We start from the raw sequence: 15,552 nt of genomic DNA, 5'->3' as shown, positions 1-15,552 counted from the left end.
GCCCCAAGAACGATCCGGGCGACAGCGCGCCCGACAACTACCGGCGCCGCTCGGGCCCGCGGTTGCGGGCTGCACTCGGCGACTCGCCGGTGGCGGTCAGGTGCAGGCGGACCAGTTCGGCCAGCGAGCCGGCGCGCATCTTGTTCATCACGTTGGCACGATGCAATTCGACCGTTTTCGGACTGATGCCGAGGCGTCGTGCGATATGCTTGTTCGACCAGCCCGCGACCACTTCGTGCAGCACGTCGGCCTCGCGCGGGGTAAGCAACGCCATCCGGGCGCACACGCTCTCGCAGTGTTGATGCTCGGCCAGGATCTCGCGGCTACGTTCGATCGCCTCGCGCACTTCGGCCAATAACAGCTCGCCGTTCACCGGCTTGGTGAGGAAATTGGCCGCCCCTTCGCGCATGGCCGATACCGAGGCCTCGACGTCGCCGTAGCCGGTCATGAAGATCACTGGCAGATGCGGGGCCTCGTCGGCCAGCGCGCGCTGAATATCCAGCCCGCTCATGTCGGGTATGCGCAGATCGAGCAGGACACACCCCGGACGCATGTCGCGCTCGCGCGCGACGAACGCCCGCCCCGTGGAGTACCCGGCACTCACAATCTGGATCGAGTGGAGCAAACAACGAAGCGAATCACATACCGCGTCGTCATCGTCGACGACATGAACCAGCGGTTCCATCACATTACCGCCTGCGTGTGGTGCCTCAAGGCTAGCAGCCGGCGAGCCGGGTCGAACCCCGTATTTGCCCGCATGTCGCCAATTGACGTCAGTATCGGCGAACGGGACCGAACACCTAGGGATTGTCACGGATTGGGTGGCCGGCCTGTTGTACCTACGGTGGCATGGCCATTCGATATGGATACCTGCCATGTCTCGAACCGTCGGAGATTTCATCGTTGCGCGCCTGCGCGAATGGGGCGTGACCCGTTGCTACGGTTACTCGGGCGACGGCATCAACGGGGTCATGGCCGGTCTGCGCCGCGCCGAAAGCGGACCGCGTCTGATCCAGCCCCGGCACGAGGAGCTGGCCGCATTCATGGCCAGCGCCCACGCCAAGTTCACCGGCACGCCGGGCGTGTGCATCTCGACCTCGGGCCCGGGCGCGATCCATCTGCTCAATGGGCTGTACGACGCCAGGAAGGATCACGTGCCGGCGGTGGCGATCGTCGGCCAGCAGTCGCGCATGAGCCTCGGCACCGATTACCAGCAGGAGATCGATCTGATCTCGCTGTACAAGGATGTGGCCGGTGATTATGTCCACATGGTTAGCGATCCACGCCAGACGCGACACCTGGTGGATCAGGCCATGCGCATCGCCATCGGCCGGCGCGCGGTCACCGCGCTGATCGTACCGGCCGATATCCAGGACGCGCCGATGGCACAGCCACCGGCCACGCACGGGGCGACATTTTCCGGCATTGGCTACAACCCGCCGGTGACGTGCCCCGCCGAAGCCGATCTGGAGGCCGCCGCCAAGGTTCTCGACGCGGGCGAACGCGTGGCCATCCTCGCCGGCGCCGGCACCAAGGACGCAGTCGACGAGGTACTGGCCCTGGCGGACAAGCTCGGCGCGGGCGTCGCCAAGGCCATCCTGGCAAAAACGATGATCCCGGACGACGTCGACTGCGTTACCGGTACCATCGGCCTGCTGGGCACCGAGCCGAGCGCCGACATGATGGCCGGCTGCGATACCCTGCTGATGATCGGCACGCGTTTCCCCTACGCCGAATTCCTGCCGGCCGACGATCAGGCGCGCGCGGTGCAGATCGATATCGACGCCGAAGCGCTCGGCCTGCGCTACCCGACCGAAGTCAACCTGCACGGCGAGGCCAAGGCCACGGCCGCTGCGCTGACCGAGCGCGTCAGTCGCAAGACCGATCGCAAATGGCAGAACAAGCTCATCGAGAAGACCCGCGCCTGGTGGGGCACCATGGCCGAACGGGCGCAGATGAGCGCCGATCCGGTCAATCCGCAGGCGATCTTCGCCGAGTTGTCGAACCGGATGCCCAGCGACATCATGCTGACCTGCGACGTCGGCTCGGCGACCAACTGGTATGCGCGTTATCTCAAGATCCGGCGCGGCATGATCGGATCGGTGTCCGGCGGGCTGGCGTCGATGGGCAACGGCGTGCCCTATCTCGCGGCGGCCAAGTTCGCCTATCCGGACCGTCCCGGCATCGCCATGGTCGGCGACGGCGCGATGCAGATGAGCGGCAACCAGGCGCTGACCACGATCGCCAAGTACTGGACCGAGTGGCCGAATCCGACGGCCATCGTGCTGGTGCTCAACAACCGCGATCTCAACCAGGTGACCTGGGAACAGCGGGTCATGGAAGGCGATCCCAAGTTCGAGACCTCGCAGGACCTGCCGGACTTCGCCTACGACCAGTACGCCGAGCTGCTGGGCCTGAAAGGCCTGCGCATCGACTCGCCCGACCAGATCGAAGGCGTCTGGCGCGAAGCGCTGGCCGCCGACCGGCCGGTGGTGATCAACGCCTATACCGACCCGGAGGTCGCCCCGCTGCCGCCGCATATCAGTTTCGAGCAGGCCAGGCACTTTATGTCGTCGATGGTCAAGGGCGATCCGGAGTCGGCGCACATCATTCGCGAATCCTTCATGCAGATGTGGGCCAAGTGGCGTCACTGACGGCCACGGCCGGCGACCCGGCGCGTCACCCCGCATCGGCAGGCCGCGTGGCCAGCACTGCTGGCCGTTCTCTTTCCTCGGGAACGAGACACAGCCGGCGGCGCTGCATGCCCGCCCCGACCGCCCGGCGTCCGCTCCAGACGGTCAACGGCACCGCGAGGGCCGGGCCGAGGATGATCGGCGCGGCCCATAACGTGGCGCCGAATCCGGCGGCGCCCCAGAGCGCCGCGGCCATCCCGACCCCGGCCAGCGTATGTGGCGCCAACGGCGGCCAGGCGTCACGCCAGGCGATATCCAGGCGATCCCGATTCTGTCCGCCCCAGGCCACGCTGCGGCCGAACATCAGCCCGATCAGAAACAGCGTGATTGACAGCGCCACCACCGGCGCAATCAGGACCGATGACAGCAGTTCAACCAGCACGGAGGCCGCAAACACGACGCTGCCGCCGTAGCGGGCCGTGTCGTGGGCGGACAACAGCACATCGAGTACCCCGGCGATCTTGGGCGTGATCGCCAGCACGAACACGCCCACGAACAGGCCGAACCCGAGCCGCACGTCGCCCAGGCTGAGATCGCCGAGCACGCCGCCGATACAGCTTGCCGCGATCATGCCGATCCAGGCCGCCGGCGCGATATACATCCCGATGGCCTGCAGCAGCTGGAAGCGGCTCACCGGCCGCAGCCCGGGCGTGCCGAGTAGCCGCAGGTACTGCATGTTGCCCTGGCACCAGCGCAGTTCGCGGCGAATGAAATCCAGCAGCGTGGGCGGATTGATCTCGTAGCTGTCGCTCTCGACCGGCACCACGCGCACCTCGTAGCCGGCCCGGCGCATGAAGGTCGCCTCGAGTTGATCGTGGCTGAGCACTGCGCCGCCCCACGGCGGGCGTCCCGACAGCCGGGGCAGCCGGCAATGCGACCGAAACGGCGCCACGCGGATCACTGCGTTGTGCCCCCAATAAGCCCCACAGTCGGCGGTCCACCAGGCCGCGCCCGTGGTGAAAGCCCGCATCGCATGGCGCATACCGAACTGGAATACACGCGTGAAACCACTGTGGCTGGGCATGCCCACCACGAGGCTCTGCAGAATGCCGATCTCCGGCCGCGCCTGCATGACCCCCACCAGGCGCACGATGACCTCGCCCGACATCAGGCTGTCGGCATCGAGCGGGATGAAATAGTCGAAGGCCGCCCCGCGTTGCGCCAGGAAATCCGCGATATTGCCCGCCTTGTAGCCGCGGTTGTGCATCCGCCGGCGGTAGATCGGCGCGGGTTCGCCGGGCGCGGAATGGTCGCGGAAGGCGGCAAAGGCGGCACGCTCGGCGGCGACGATATCGGGCTCGTCGGAATCACTGAGCACGGCGAACGTGAATCGATCGATGCCGCCGGTCGCGGCCAGCGAGTCGCGCATGCACGCCAGGCGTTCGAATACCGGCGCGGTGGCCTCGTTGCGCAACGTCATCACCAGCACCGTACTGCAAGCGAGCGCCGGCAACTCGGCATCGGCGTCGGTCAAAGCGGCCACCCCGGGCATGGCACGCACCTGCTCGGGGCGGAGATGGCGCAGGGCCAGCCCGATCACGGCATTCCAGAAACCGAGTACCGTGTACGGCATGCTCAGCAGGAAACCGAAACCGATCAGGCCTTCGGACAGCGTCAGGCCATCGGCGGCCAACAAGGACAGCATGGCCGCGAAGGCCGCGGCCAGCGTGACCAGGTTCAGGGCGAGAACGAGATAGCGGCGGCGGCGGACGTCGACCGGTGCGGACATGAAATGGCGGACCTCGGGCGGACGATCATTCCGAGTCTAATCGCCCGAGGCAGACATCTCGATAGCGATCTCCCGAGGGCCTTGTTTCCCGGGCCCGATACTGCCAGAGCGTGGCCGGCGGCCAGTTCTGGGCAACGCGGCGATAGCGTTCGGCGCGATAATTCCAGGCGCGCAGATGGCGCTGGCGCACCGGGGAGCCGGGCAGATAGGTGATCTGGGTGAAAGTGGCCCCGGGCGCGGCGCGGGCGAAACACTCGTCCAGCACGGCACGCTGGGCGGTGCGCCCGAAGTGCAGGATGGGCAGCGTCGAGATGACCGCCGCGATGCGGTCGATACGGCGCGTCTCGAACAACGGGTCGAGCGCCCGCGCATCCGCCCGGGCGACAAGATCGCGACCGAAACGCCGGCGCAGATGCGCGGCGAGTTCGGCATTCGCCTCGACGATGCACAATCGCTGTCGATCCACGCCCGCCGCCAACATCGCCGATGTCACCGGGCCGGTCCCGGCCCCCAGTTCGACAATCGTGCCTTCATCGGGGGCCGCCGCGACGGCGTCGACGAAAGCGGCCGCCACGGCGGCACCGCTCGGCGCCAGGGTAGCGATCTGGCGCGGTTTCGCCAGCCACAACCGCCAGAGAAGCGTGAGTTCCGACATGGAAGAAATATCCGGGATTTCGCCCAGATTTAGCAGCGCTTCGTGACCCGGCGATGACGTCCGGCCTTTCACGGCGCGGTCATCTCAAGGTCATCGAGTCATCACATGCCCGGTCGAGAATCGGGGCCGTTAATCCGGTCTCTGGAGGCCATCGCATGTCCATCGCGACCCGTATCGAACGCGCTCCGCGCGGCTTCTATTACAGTTTCGCCCAGACCGAAGAGGACGTCCGCGACAGTCTGGCCCTGCGTCACCGCGTATTCGTGGAGGAAATGGGCGCCCGCATCGAACCGGGCCCCGCCGGGCTGGAAACCGATGCCATGGATGAATATTGCCTGCACCTGATCGTGCGCGAGGCCACCACCCACCGCGCCGTGGCCAGCACGCGCATCCTCACCCACGAAGCCGCCATCGCCGCCGGGCGCTTCTATTCCGCCACCGAGTTCGATATCGACCGTCTCCTGGCGCGCCCGGGGCGGTTTCTCGAGATCGGGCGTACCTGCGTCGATTCCGCGCACCGCGGCGGCGCGGCCATCGCCATGCTGTGGAACGGGCTGGCAGACCTGATTCGGGCCGACGACTACGATCATCTCATCGGCTGTGCCAGCATCGACCTGCGCGACGGCCTGGACCGGGCGCATGCCATCTGCCGCGACATCCTGGCGCGCCAGCCGGTGCCTGCGCCGCACCGCGTGGCGCCGCGGCGCCCGCTGCCGGCCGCCTCCAACCGGCTGGTCCGTGCCGTGCGGATGCCGCCGCTGATCAAGGCCTATCTCCGGCTCGGCGCGCGCGTCGGCGGCCCGCCGTGCCATGACCCCGACTTCGGCGTGGCCGACGTGTTCATGCATCTGGATGTCGCCCGGCTGTCACCGCGCTATGCCCGGCATTTTCTCGGCACGACGGCGGCCGACGATATCAGGCTCACGGCATAAACGCCCGGTCGCACGGCCGGATCGAGCGCTCAGGTAAACTAGGCGTTTTTTGAGGGCGAAGTCTTGGCCGACCTGTTCAATGTCACGCTGCTCGGCATCATCGAGGGCATCACCGAGTTCCTGCCCATTTCCAGCACCGGCCATCTGCTGATTGCCGAACGCTGGCTCGGACAACGCTCGGATCTGTTCAACATCGTGATTCAGGCCGGCGCCATCCTCGCCGTCTGTCTGATCTACCGGCAGCGTATCGTCGCCTTGTTCACCAACTGGCGCGACCCGGTGCAGCGCGATTATCTCGCCAAGCTGACGGTGGCCTTTCTGATCACCGCGGTGCTGGGCCTGATCGCGGTCAAGGCCGGCTTCCAGCTGCCGAAACACCTGTATGGCGTGGCCTGGGCGCTGATCATCGGCGGCTTCTGGATGATTGCGGCCGAGCAGATCGCCGCCCGGCGGCCCGAGTCGTCGAAGATCACCTGGACCGTGGCCATTCTGGTCGGCATCGCGCAGATGGTCGCCGGCCTGTTCCCGGGCACCTCACGCTCGGGCGCGACCATCTTCATTGCCCTGCTGGCCGGCACCAACAACCGTAGTGCGGCCACCGAGTTCGCGTTTCTGGTCGGCATCCCGACCATGTTCGCGGCCAGCGGCTATGAGTTGTTCCACAGTATCCACCACGGCCAGGTCGGCAACGTGAACTGGACCGCGGTCGCCATCGGATTCGTGGTCTCCACCATTGTGGCGTTTGTGGCGGTGAAATGGCTGCTGACCTATATCCAGAGCCATCGATTTACCGCGTTCGCCATTTACCGCATCATTTTCGGGGTGGTGCTGCTGGCGCTATTGCCCGGCGCCGGCTGAACGGGTACAGCTTAAGGGGCGCCCATACCGGATACGCCCCATGAACCACGCCCTGGCCGAACTGCTGAATATTCGCCACCCCCTGATCCAGGCGCCAATGGCCGGGGGGCCGACCACGCCGGCACTGGTCGCCGCGGTATCGAACGCCGGCGCCCTCGGCTCGATCGGCGCCGGCTATCTTGCGCCGGAGGCGCTGGCACGCATGATCGCCGCGGTGCGCGCCGCCAGTGAACGCCCGTTCGGCGTGAACCTGTTCGTGCCGGGTCCGTGCACGCGCGATGCGGCACGGGTGGCAGCGGCCAATGCGCATATGGCCGAATTCCGACGCGAACTCGACATCGAAGCGCCGTCGGATATCGCCGACATCGCCCCCGATTTCGAAGCACAGTTCGAGGCCGTGCTGGCCGCGGCACCGGCGCTGGTCAGCACCACCTTCGGCGCGTTGACGGGCGCCCAGGTCGACCAGTTGCAGACGGCCGGCTGCCGGGTGGCCGGCACCGCCACCACGGTCGCCGAAGCCCGTCATCTCGAAGCCACTGGCGTGGATGCGGTCGTCGCGCAGGGGTTCGAGGCCGGCGGCCATCGCGGCAGCTTTCTCGATGATTTCGAGCGCTCGGCAGTGGGCACGCTCGCGCTCGTGCCGCAGATCGTGGATGCGGTGCGCCTTCCGGTGATCGCCTCGGGCGGCATCATGGACGGACGCGGCATCGCCGCCGCGCATTGCCTGGGTGCGGCCGGGGTGCAGATGGGCACCGCCTTTCTCGCCACCGACGAATCGGGCGCCAAACCCGAGCACAAGAACGCCCTGCCCGGCGCCGCCGATACCGCGACCACGCTCACGGCCGCGTTTTCCGGCAAGCCGGCCCGCGGGCTGCGCAATCGCTTCACCGAAGCCTTCATGCACCACGTCGACCCATTGCCGGATTACCCCGAACAGAATGCCTGGACCCAGGACATCCGGGGGGCCGCGGCGGCCCAGCACCGGCCCGAGTTCATGTCGTTATGGGCCGGCCAGGCCGCCGGCCTCGCCCGTCCCCTGCCGGCCGGCGAGCTGGTCGCCATCCTGGTCAAGGAAGCCCACGGCCTGATTCCGGGCTGTATCTAGGGCCTGTCCCACTCGGCTGTTCACCGCTGGCCGCGATCACCGCCCCGGCACGGTCGCGGCGCGCATATTTCATTTGTATTTTTATGTATACAACCGTATAAATTATGACAAAGACGTAATCACGGCGGGTGCCCGATTCGATGAGCAGCGATCATGCGGCCTATGATGTTCTGATCGCCGGCGGCGGCAACGCCGCGCTGTGCGCGGCGATCACGGCCGCCCGCGCCGGCGCCTCGGTGCTCGTGGTCGAGCGTGCACCGATGCCCTATCGTGGTGGCAACACCCGGCATACCCGCAATATGCGCGTGGCCCACGAGGCCGGCAACGAGATCCTCACCGGGCCCTATCCGGTGGATGAGTTCTGGGAGGATCTGCTACGGGTGACCGCCGGCCACACCGATCGCGAACTCGCCCGCCTGACGCTCGAGAAATCCGTTGAGCTCTGGGATTTTCTCTACGCACAAGGTGTGCGCTATCAGCCCTCGCTGGGCGGTACGCTGTCGCTCGGCCGTACCAACGCCTTCTTTCTGGGGGGCGGCAAGACCCTGTTGAATGCCCTTTATCGCACGGCCGGGAAGCTGGGCGTCGTCGTGCGCTATGAAACAACCGTCGTGGACATGGCGATCACCGGCAGCCGTTTCGAATCGGCTACGGTCGAACACGAAGGCGGACGCGAGACCATCCGGGCGAATGCTTTCGTTGCCGCCTCCGGCGGCTTCGAAGCCAACCTCGAATGGCTGACCGAAGCCTGGGGGCCGGCCGCCGCCAATTTCCTGATCCGCGGCACGCCCTACAACCGTGGCGAACTGCTGCGGCTGCTACTCGAGAACGGCGTGGCTCAGGTCGGCGACGCCACCCAGGGGCACGCCGTGGCCATCGACGGACGGGCGCCGAAGTTCGACGGCGGCATCGTCACCCGTCTGGACTGCGTGCCCTTCGGCATCGTGCTCAATGCCGAGGCACAACGTTTCTACGACGAAGGCGAGGATTTCTGGCCCAAGCGCTATGCGATCTGGGGCCGGCTGGTGGCGGGCCAGCCCGAACAGGTCGGGCATGTGTTCATCGATGCCAAGTCGATCAAGTTGTTCATGCCGTCGGTGTTCACGCCGGCAAAAGCCGACACGATCGAGGAACTGGCCGCAAGGATCGGCCTCGACCCGGCGGCAACCCGGGCGTCGATCGATGAATTCAACGCCGCCTGCCGGGTCGGGCATTTCGACCACACAGCCTACGACGCATGTCATACCGAAGGCATCGAGCCGCCGAAATCGCACTGGGCGCGGCCGATCGATACCCCGCCTTACTATGCCTACACCCTGCGTTGCGGTATCACCTTCACCTATCTCGGCGTGAAGGTCGATCGCGGCGCGCGCATGCAGATGGCCGACGGCCGGCCGGCCGATAATCTCTATGCCGCGGGCGAAATCATGGCCGGCAATGTGCTCGGCCAGGGGTATCTGGCCGGCATCGGCATGACCATCGGCAGCGTATTCGGCCGTCTGGCCGGCGAAGGAGCCGCGAGCCATGTCTGACGTCAATGTTTCCGATTTCAATCTGGCCGAACTGACCCGCATGGATCAGGACGAGGCCGCGCGCCAGATGTCGATCTGCAACGCCTGTCGTTATTGCGAAGGGCTGTGCGCGGTCTTCCCGGCGATGGAACTGCGGCGTGCCTTCGACGGAACCGATGTCGATTATCTGTCGAATCTCTGCCACAACTGCGGCGCCTGTTATGACGCCTGCCAGTACGCACCGCCGCACGAGTTCGGCATCAACGTGCCGCAGGCCATGGCCGATCTACGCGAGAATTCCTACCCGCGTTATGTCTGGCCCGCGGCGTTCTCCGGTCTGTTCACACGCAATGCGTTCTGGATCGGGCTCGCCGCCGTGACCTTCGTGGCGGCATTCATCGCCGGCGTGATCGGCTGGCATACCGCGGGCGCGATGTTCGCCACCCATACCGGCAACGGCGCCTTCTACCGCCTGATCCCGCACGGCATACTGGTGGCGATCTTCGGCACGTTGCTCGGCTATGCGATTCTCGCCATGGCGCTGAGCGTGCGCCGCTTCTGGCGGGCCACCCACGGCGGCGAACCGCTGGCAGCGGGCTCGATCCGACAGGCGATCCACGACACGGCCACGCTACGTTATCTGCACGGCGGCGGTCCGGGTTGTACCGGCGTGTCGGGCCGGCCGAGCGATCATCGGCGCTGGTGCCACCACGCCACGGCTTACGGCTTCGTGCTGTGCCTGGCCTCGACCAGCCTGGCCACGGTCTGTCACTACCTGGGCTATGAGGCGCCCTACCCGGTCTGGCACCCGGTGGTCATCCTCGGCGTGCTCGGCGGTATCGGGCTGATCGCCGGCCCGATCGGGCTGTTGACCGGCCGGCCGGCATCGGCCCGGGGCAAATCGCGCCCGGCCGACATCGGGCTGGTGTTCATCGTCATGCTGCTGGCGACCAGCGCCTCCGGACTGGCCGTGCTGATTCTGCGTGCCACACCCTTGATGGGCCTGGCGTTGACCCTTCATCTGGGCATTGTCGCCGCACTGTTCGTCAGCCTGCCCTACGGCAAGTTCGTGCACGGCCTGCACCGCGTGGCCGCGCTGGTGCGCCACGCTCACGAGCAGCGGGCCGCGGCGCGCGGCTGATCGGGTCCATCCAATACGATAAGCTCGCTGAAAAACGCATCGGCGAGCGCGAGATCAACGAGGAGAAATGGCCAATAACGTATCCCGCGGCGAAGCCGCCTACCGGCAGCTCAAGGAAGCGATCCGGTCCGGCTCGCTGGCACCCGGCACGCGCGTGCGCGAGGTCGAGATCGCCGAGCGCTTCGGCATCAGTCGTACCCCCGCCCGCGAGGCCATCCGGCGGCTGGAGAGCAAGGGGCTGATCTCGATCGTGCCGCATCAGGGTGCGGTGATTTCGTCGCTGGATCACCAGCAGACCATGGAGCTGTACGACCTGCGCGAAATTCTGGAAGGCTCGGCGGCCGGCTTCGCGGCCCGCCATGCCTCGGCCGCCGAAGTCGAGGAACTGGCCGAGCTGGTCTCTTCCGAACCGCCGTTCGCGGACGATCCGCACCGGCTGGCCGAGCTGAACCGGGTGTTTCATGCCTCGCTCTATCGCGCGGCCCATAACCGGTTTCTCGAACATGCCCTGCTCGACCTGCGCGATGCCATGGCACTGCTCGGGGGTACCTCGCTGCGGGTAGTCGGGCGCTACGACAGCGCCCACGACGAACACGAAGCGATTATCGCGGCCTTGAAAGCCCGCGATGAAACAGCCGCCGAAACGGCCGCGCGGGCCCATATCCGCAACGCCCAGCGTGCACGCCTGAAGCTGATGCGCGCTAAGATGTTCAACGCCGACGAAACCGGCGCGGCCTTCGAATAGGCGCCGGTGTGGTCGCGGTAGCCCGCGATCTACAACATTAGTCGTCTATCACCGTACGCATTCCTGTGTATACATTGATGTACGAATGCGGCGGGCCGGCCGCTTTGGGGTCATGAAACAGGGTGAGACGAGTATGAGATATTCCCAAAAGAATCAAAGCGTTGGTTTCAAGTGGGTGGGCGGCGCGCTGGTCGCGACGTTCGCCTTCCTGGGCGCCCAGAGCGCCAGTGCTGCGGACCTGACTATCCGCATGGCCTGGTACATGCCGCCCAATACGGCCGTGGCCGACCAGGGCCAGGAGATTGCGAACAAGATCGAGTCGATGAGCCACGGCAAGATCGCCGTGCAGACCTTCCCCTCCGGCTCGCTGCTCAAGGAATCCAACATCGGCCAGGGCGTAGCGAACAACACCGCCAACATGGTTATCAGCGGCATGCACTGGTGGTCCAACCAGGCACCATCCCTGCAGTGGGATACCATCCCGTTCCTGGTCGACGATGCCTCCAACCTGCTGAAGAAACTGCACGGCCCGCTCGGGCAGGATGTGAACAAGCAACTCAACCGTTTCGGTACCCAGGTGATCGGTTGGAGTTTCTACGGCTATGCGCTGAGCTATATCAACAACAAGCACCCGATCAAGGTGCCCTCCGACCTCAAGGGCCTGAAGCTGCGCTCCGAGGGCAAGCTCTCGGCCCAGTTCCTGAAATCCGAAGGCGCCACCCCCGTTGCGATGGACTCCAGCGAGGTCTATACCGCCATGCAACGCGGCACGCTGGACGGCGGCGTATCCGGCTTGTCCTCGATCGTGTCGCGCAAGTGGTATGAAGTCGGCAAGTACGTCACGGCCATTCACTATGCGCCGCTGGTCTACCCGGTGCAGGTCAACCGCCAGTGGTGGATGAGTCTGAAGCCGGGCCAGCGCGCAACGATCAAGAAGGCCGTGGCCAGCACCGAAAACGATGCGGTCGCCGCGATCGAAAAAGAGTTCAAGGACGACATCGCGCGGATGAAGAAGAACGGCAATGATGTCTATCGTCCGACCGACGCCCAGCTCAAGACCTGGCAGCAGGCCACCGAAGCCCAGGCACGCAAGAACTATCTCAAGGATGCGGGCGCCGAGGGCAAGAAGATTCTGCACGACGTCGACGCCCCCGTCAGTCAGTAACCGGATCAGGCCATGACCAGCGAGCGTCACCCTCTCTCGCGATCCGACAGCGCGCGCCGGCCTGTGCTGGCCGGCGCCGCCCGGGTATTCGGGTGGCTCGGGCAGACCGCCGGGGCGGTCGCCGCGGTCATCACCCTGATGCTGACCACCTCGGTACTGCTTGGCATTACCCTGCGATCCGTGTCGATCGACAATTCCTGGACCTACGATCTCGACACCTTCGCCCTGATCTGGCTCGCCTTCCTCGGCGCCGCCTACACCGGCTATCGCGGTGCCCACGTCACCTCCGGCATCTCGCTGGAACATCTGTTGGGGCGCGGGGCGATGGTGCTGGTCCTGGTGCGATTCGTGCTGGTCGCCGGCTTTCTCGCGGTGTTTATCTACTCGGGCTACACGCAGGCGCACAGCAGCTGGATGTTCAACGAGAAGACGCTGGACACCGCCCAGTGGCCGGTCTGGGTTGCCAAACTGGCGTTGCCGGTGGGCGGCGCCGGCTGGCTGGCCGCCGAGGTTCACAAGCTGCTCGCGCTTTTGGCCGGCACCGCACCCGCAGCGACCCAGCCCGCCGACTGACAGGACGCCCCGCCGCCCTTCCGACCCTCTTCCCACCTCGCGTGTTTTTTCGGTAGCCGACTATGCATTTCATCCTGATGCTCGTGGCCCTGTTCGCCCTGCTGATTCTGGGCGTGCCGATCGCGATCGCACTCCTGATCAGCGGCGTACTCGGCTACATGCTCACGATCGGCGTCGATCCCGGCATCAACGCCCTGGCCCAGATTTCGTACTCGGACGTGAACTCGTTCGTGATCATCGCCATCCCGCTGTACATCCTCATGGGCCAGATCATGCTCAAGGGCGAGGCCGGGCGGGACCTGTTCGACTTCGCCCAACGCATGACCCGGCGTCTGCCAGGCGGACTGGTCATCGCCGCGATCCTGGCGAGCGCCATTTTCGCGGCCATTTCCGGCTCGTCGACCGCCACCGCCGCCACCATCGGCTCGATCAGCATTCCGGAGATGATCCAGCGCGGCTATGACAAGCGCATGGCCGCCGGCGCGGTGGCCGTCGCGGGCAGCCTCGGCATCCTGATTCCGCCGAGCATCTCGCTGATTCTCTATTCGCTGGTCACCGGCGCCTCGGTCGGCAAACTGTTCCTGGCCGGCATTCTGCCCGGCCTGATGCTGGCACTGCTGTTCGCGGCCTATACGGTGGTCCGTACCGCGGGCGGCGCGCGCGCTGCGGCCGGCGCGCCGGCCCGCACGGCCACCGCCGATACCGGGGACGACCTGCCGCCGATGTCGCTCGGCATGATCGGCAGCCTGGCCATGATCGTGGTGGTGCTGGGCAGTATTTACGCCGGCCTGGCCACGCCCACCGAGGCCGCGGCCATCGGCGTCGCCTATGCACTGATCCTGACCCTCGTCGTGAAACGCACGCTGGGCGCCCGCCTGCTGGGGCTGGCCACGCTGGACAGCGTCAAGACCAGCGCGATGATTCTGATGCTGATTGCCGGCGCCTCGGTGTTCGGCAATACCTTATCGCTGCTGCGCGTGCCGCAGGACGTGGCAAGCTGGCTCGACAGCCTGCAGCTCGCCCAGTGGCAATTTCTGATCGCCATCAATGCGTTGTATCTGCTGCTCGGCATGTTCATGGATGCCTCGGCGGCGATCCTGGTCACCGTGCCGATCCTGCTGCCGGCGCTCAAAGCGCTGGACATCGATCTGATCTGGTTCGGCGTGATCCTGGTGATCAACATGGAGATCGGCGCGGTGACGCCGCCCGTCGGCATGAACCTGTTCGTGGTCCAGTCGCTATCGGACGACTACACCATCACCGACGTGCTGCGTGGCTCACTGCCCTACGCGCTGATGGGGCTGGTCGGTCTGGCCCTGGTGATTGTCTTCCCGCAGATCGCGCTCTGGCTGCCCTCGTTCAGCCGGTAGGCGCCGCATGACCGATCTCCGGCGCGCGGCCGCTGCGCTGCGACCCCTGGCCGCGGCCCTGGCAGCCGCCACCGCCGGTGGCGGCGTGTTCGCGCTCGCCCATCTGCCCATGCCCTGGCTGCTGGGCGCGATCACCGGCACCGCGATCACGGTGATGAGCGGCGTCACCGCGCGTATCCCCAAGTGGCTGCGCAACGTCGTGCTGGTGGTGATCGGGCTGATGATCGGCGCCACGCTACAGCCGTCCATTCTCGGCAATCTCGCGCGCTGGCCGATCTCGCTGTGCGCGGTGGCACTCTACGTCGGGCTGGTGACCACCGCCCAGTATTTGTTCTTTCGCCGCGTCGGCGGCTACGACGCGCCCACGGCCTATTTCTCGGCCGCGCCGGGCGGCTTCATGGCCATGACCGTGATCGGGGCCGACTACGGCGGCGCCGAACGCGTGATCGCCCTCATGCATGCCGTTCGGATCGTGCTGGTGGTGTTCGTGCTGGTGTTCGGCTTCCATCTGCTGGCGGGCCACGTCGGCCCGGGGCACGCGAACCGTTATGTCGCGCTGGCCGATGTGCCGGCCAGCCACTGGTTGATCCTGGTCGGGGTCGGCGCCATCGGCGCCGCGGCCTCTAAAGTGCTGCGGCTGCCGGGTGCGATCATGCTCGGGCCGTTGATGGCGATGGGCGTGGTTCAGGTCAGCGGCCTGGCCACCGTCCATGTACCCAATGCCCCGATCCTGATCGCCGAAGTCGTGCTCGGCAGTTCCATCGGCGCACAATTCGCGGGCGCCAGCTTCGCCGAGGTCCGGCGGGGACTGCTGTTGTCGCTGGCCTCGACCCTGGCCATGCTCGTCATATCCGCCGGCTTCGCCTTCAGCCTGCATGCCCTGACCGGACTGGACCTGGAGGCCCTGTTCCTGGCCTTCTCACCGGGCGGCATGTCGGGCATCTCGCTGATCGCCCTGGCACTCGGCATCGAACCGGCCTTCGTGACCGTACACAACATGCTGCGCGTGCTGATCATCCTGATCGCCGGCCCGGCGGTGTTTTCGGCGCGCCAACGCACACAATAAAAAAGCCGG

General features: G+C 66.3%; 14 protein-coding genes. 11 read left to right on the top strand and 3 right to left on the bottom strand.

The window, feature by feature from the left end; all coding sequences use genetic code 11:
- Positions 1–37: 37 nt before the first annotated feature.
- Positions 38–685: a response regulator transcription factor gene (locus ACS8Y6_RS02455; RefSeq protein ID WP_440850145.1), complete on the bottom strand. Its 648-nt coding sequence runs from the start codon at positions 683–685 to the stop codon at positions 38–40.
- A gap of 190 nt (positions 686–875) precedes the next feature.
- Between ACS8Y6_RS02455 and ACS8Y6_RS02450 the strand changes: the two genes are divergently transcribed.
- The gene (locus ACS8Y6_RS02450) at positions 876–2,654 is read left to right on the top strand and encodes a thiamine pyrophosphate-requiring protein (RefSeq protein WP_440854903.1); all 1,779 of its coding nucleotides are present in this window, start codon (positions 876–878) and stop codon (positions 2,652–2,654) included.
- Between the two features lie 25 nt (positions 2,655–2,679).
- Here ACS8Y6_RS02450 and mdoH read toward each other — a convergent pair whose 3' ends face one another.
- A complete protein-coding gene (gene mdoH / locus ACS8Y6_RS02445; protein WP_440850147.1) occupies positions 2,680–4,422 on the bottom strand; it encodes a glucans biosynthesis glucosyltransferase MdoH in 1,743 nt (580 codons plus the stop codon).
- Between the two features lie 25 nt (positions 4,423–4,447).
- Positions 4,448–5,077 carry a class I SAM-dependent methyltransferase gene (locus ACS8Y6_RS02440; RefSeq protein ID WP_440854902.1) on the bottom strand — a complete coding sequence of 210 codons (630 nt, stop codon included), beginning with the start codon at positions 5,075–5,077 and terminating at the stop codon, positions 4,448–4,450.
- A gap of 155 nt (positions 5,078–5,232) precedes the next feature.
- On the opposite strand from ACS8Y6_RS02440, the gene ACS8Y6_RS02435 reads away from it, so the two are divergent.
- From ACS8Y6_RS02435 to ACS8Y6_RS02390, 10 genes are all read left to right on the top strand, one after another.
- Positions 5,233–6,009: a GNAT family N-acetyltransferase gene (locus ACS8Y6_RS02435; RefSeq protein WP_440850149.1), complete on the top strand. Its 777-nt coding sequence runs from the start codon at positions 5,233–5,235 to the stop codon at positions 6,007–6,009.
- A 63-nt stretch (positions 6,010–6,072) separates the two neighbouring features.
- Positions 6,073–6,867, top strand: a complete 795-nt coding sequence (locus ACS8Y6_RS02430; protein WP_440850150.1) for an undecaprenyl-diphosphate phosphatase — start codon at positions 6,073–6,075, stop codon at positions 6,865–6,867.
- Positions 6,868–6,907: 40 nt separating this feature from the next.
- On the top strand, positions 6,908–7,972 hold the full coding sequence (locus ACS8Y6_RS02425) for an NAD(P)H-dependent flavin oxidoreductase (protein WP_440850151.1): 1,065 nt from the start codon (positions 6,908–6,910) through the stop codon (positions 7,970–7,972).
- Between the two features lie 140 nt (positions 7,973–8,112).
- Positions 8,113–9,504: an FAD-dependent tricarballylate dehydrogenase TcuA gene (gene tcuA / locus ACS8Y6_RS02420; RefSeq protein WP_440850152.1), complete on the top strand. Its 1,392-nt coding sequence runs from the start codon at positions 8,113–8,115 to the stop codon at positions 9,502–9,504.
- The gene (tcuB, locus tag ACS8Y6_RS02415) at positions 9,497–10,624 is read left to right on the top strand and encodes a tricarballylate utilization 4Fe-4S protein TcuB (RefSeq protein ID WP_440854901.1); all 1,128 of its coding nucleotides are present in this window, start codon (positions 9,497–9,499) and stop codon (positions 10,622–10,624) included. The genes tcuA and tcuB overlap by 8 nt, the downstream gene beginning before the upstream one ends.
- 67 nt (positions 10,625–10,691) lie before the next feature.
- Entirely contained in the window at positions 10,692–11,369 is a 678-nt protein-coding gene (locus ACS8Y6_RS02410; RefSeq protein WP_440850154.1) for a GntR family transcriptional regulator, read from the top strand.
- 133 nt (positions 11,370–11,502) lie between these two features.
- Positions 11,503–12,534 (top strand): TRAP transporter substrate-binding protein, encoded by a 1,032-nt coding sequence (locus ACS8Y6_RS02405; RefSeq protein WP_440850155.1) that lies wholly within the window; start codon positions 11,503–11,505, stop codon positions 12,532–12,534.
- A 12-nt stretch (positions 12,535–12,546) separates the two neighbouring features.
- A complete protein-coding gene (locus ACS8Y6_RS02400; RefSeq protein ID WP_440850156.1) occupies positions 12,547–13,107 on the top strand; it encodes a TRAP transporter small permease in 561 nt (186 codons plus the stop codon).
- Between the two features lie 62 nt (positions 13,108–13,169).
- Positions 13,170–14,477 carry a TRAP transporter large permease gene (locus tag ACS8Y6_RS02395; RefSeq protein ID WP_440850157.1) on the top strand — a complete coding sequence of 436 codons (1,308 nt, stop codon included), beginning with the start codon at positions 13,170–13,172 and terminating at the stop codon, positions 14,475–14,477.
- Positions 14,478–14,484: 7 nt separating this feature from the next.
- Positions 14,485–15,543: an AbrB family transcriptional regulator gene (locus tag ACS8Y6_RS02390; RefSeq protein ID WP_440850158.1), complete on the top strand. Its 1,059-nt coding sequence runs from the start codon at positions 14,485–14,487 to the stop codon at positions 15,541–15,543.
- The last annotated feature ends 9 nt before the right edge of the window (positions 15,544–15,552 follow it).

The organism is Salinisphaera sp. RV14, from assembly GCF_052044135.1.
GTDB lineage: Bacteria > Pseudomonadota > Gammaproteobacteria > Nevskiales > Salinisphaeraceae > Salinisphaera.
Note: the sequence above shows the minus strand (reverse complement) of the source record. Positions and strands in the feature narration are given on the sequence as shown.

What these genes read in the sequence shown, in the direction of transcription:
- ACS8Y6_RS02455 (WP_440850145.1), bottom strand. Translation starts at nt 685, where the DNA reads ATGGAACCGCTGGTTCATGTCGTCGACGATGACGACGCGGTATGTGAT.
- ACS8Y6_RS02450 (WP_440854903.1), top strand. Translation starts at nt 876, where the DNA reads ATGTCTCGAACCGTCGGAGATTTCATCGTTGCGCGCCTGCGCGAATGG.
- mdoH (WP_440850147.1), bottom strand. Translation starts at nt 4,422, where the DNA reads ATGTCCGCACCGGTCGACGTCCGCCGCCGCCGCTATCTCGTTCTCGCC.
- ACS8Y6_RS02440 (WP_440854902.1), bottom strand. Translation starts at nt 5,077, where the DNA reads ATGTCGGAACTCACGCTTCTCTGGCGGTTGTGGCTGGCGAAACCGCGC.
- ACS8Y6_RS02435 (WP_440850149.1), top strand. Translation starts at nt 5,233, where the DNA reads ATGTCCATCGCGACCCGTATCGAACGCGCTCCGCGCGGCTTCTATTAC.
- ACS8Y6_RS02425 (WP_440850151.1), top strand. Translation starts at nt 6,908, where the DNA reads ATGAACCACGCCCTGGCCGAACTGCTGAATATTCGCCACCCCCTGATC.
- tcuA (WP_440850152.1), top strand. Translation starts at nt 8,113, where the DNA reads ATGAGCAGCGATCATGCGGCCTATGATGTTCTGATCGCCGGCGGCGGC.
- tcuB (WP_440854901.1), top strand. Translation starts at nt 9,497, where the DNA reads ATGTCTGACGTCAATGTTTCCGATTTCAATCTGGCCGAACTGACCCGC.
- ACS8Y6_RS02410 (WP_440850154.1), top strand. Translation starts at nt 10,692, where the DNA reads ATGGCCAATAACGTATCCCGCGGCGAAGCCGCCTACCGGCAGCTCAAG.
- ACS8Y6_RS02405 (WP_440850155.1), top strand. Translation starts at nt 11,503, where the DNA reads ATGAGATATTCCCAAAAGAATCAAAGCGTTGGTTTCAAGTGGGTGGGC.
- ACS8Y6_RS02400 (WP_440850156.1), top strand. Translation starts at nt 12,547, where the DNA reads ATGACCAGCGAGCGTCACCCTCTCTCGCGATCCGACAGCGCGCGCCGG.
- ACS8Y6_RS02395 (WP_440850157.1), top strand. Translation starts at nt 13,170, where the DNA reads ATGCATTTCATCCTGATGCTCGTGGCCCTGTTCGCCCTGCTGATTCTG.
- ACS8Y6_RS02390 (WP_440850158.1), top strand. Translation starts at nt 14,485, where the DNA reads ATGACCGATCTCCGGCGCGCGGCCGCTGCGCTGCGACCCCTGGCCGCG.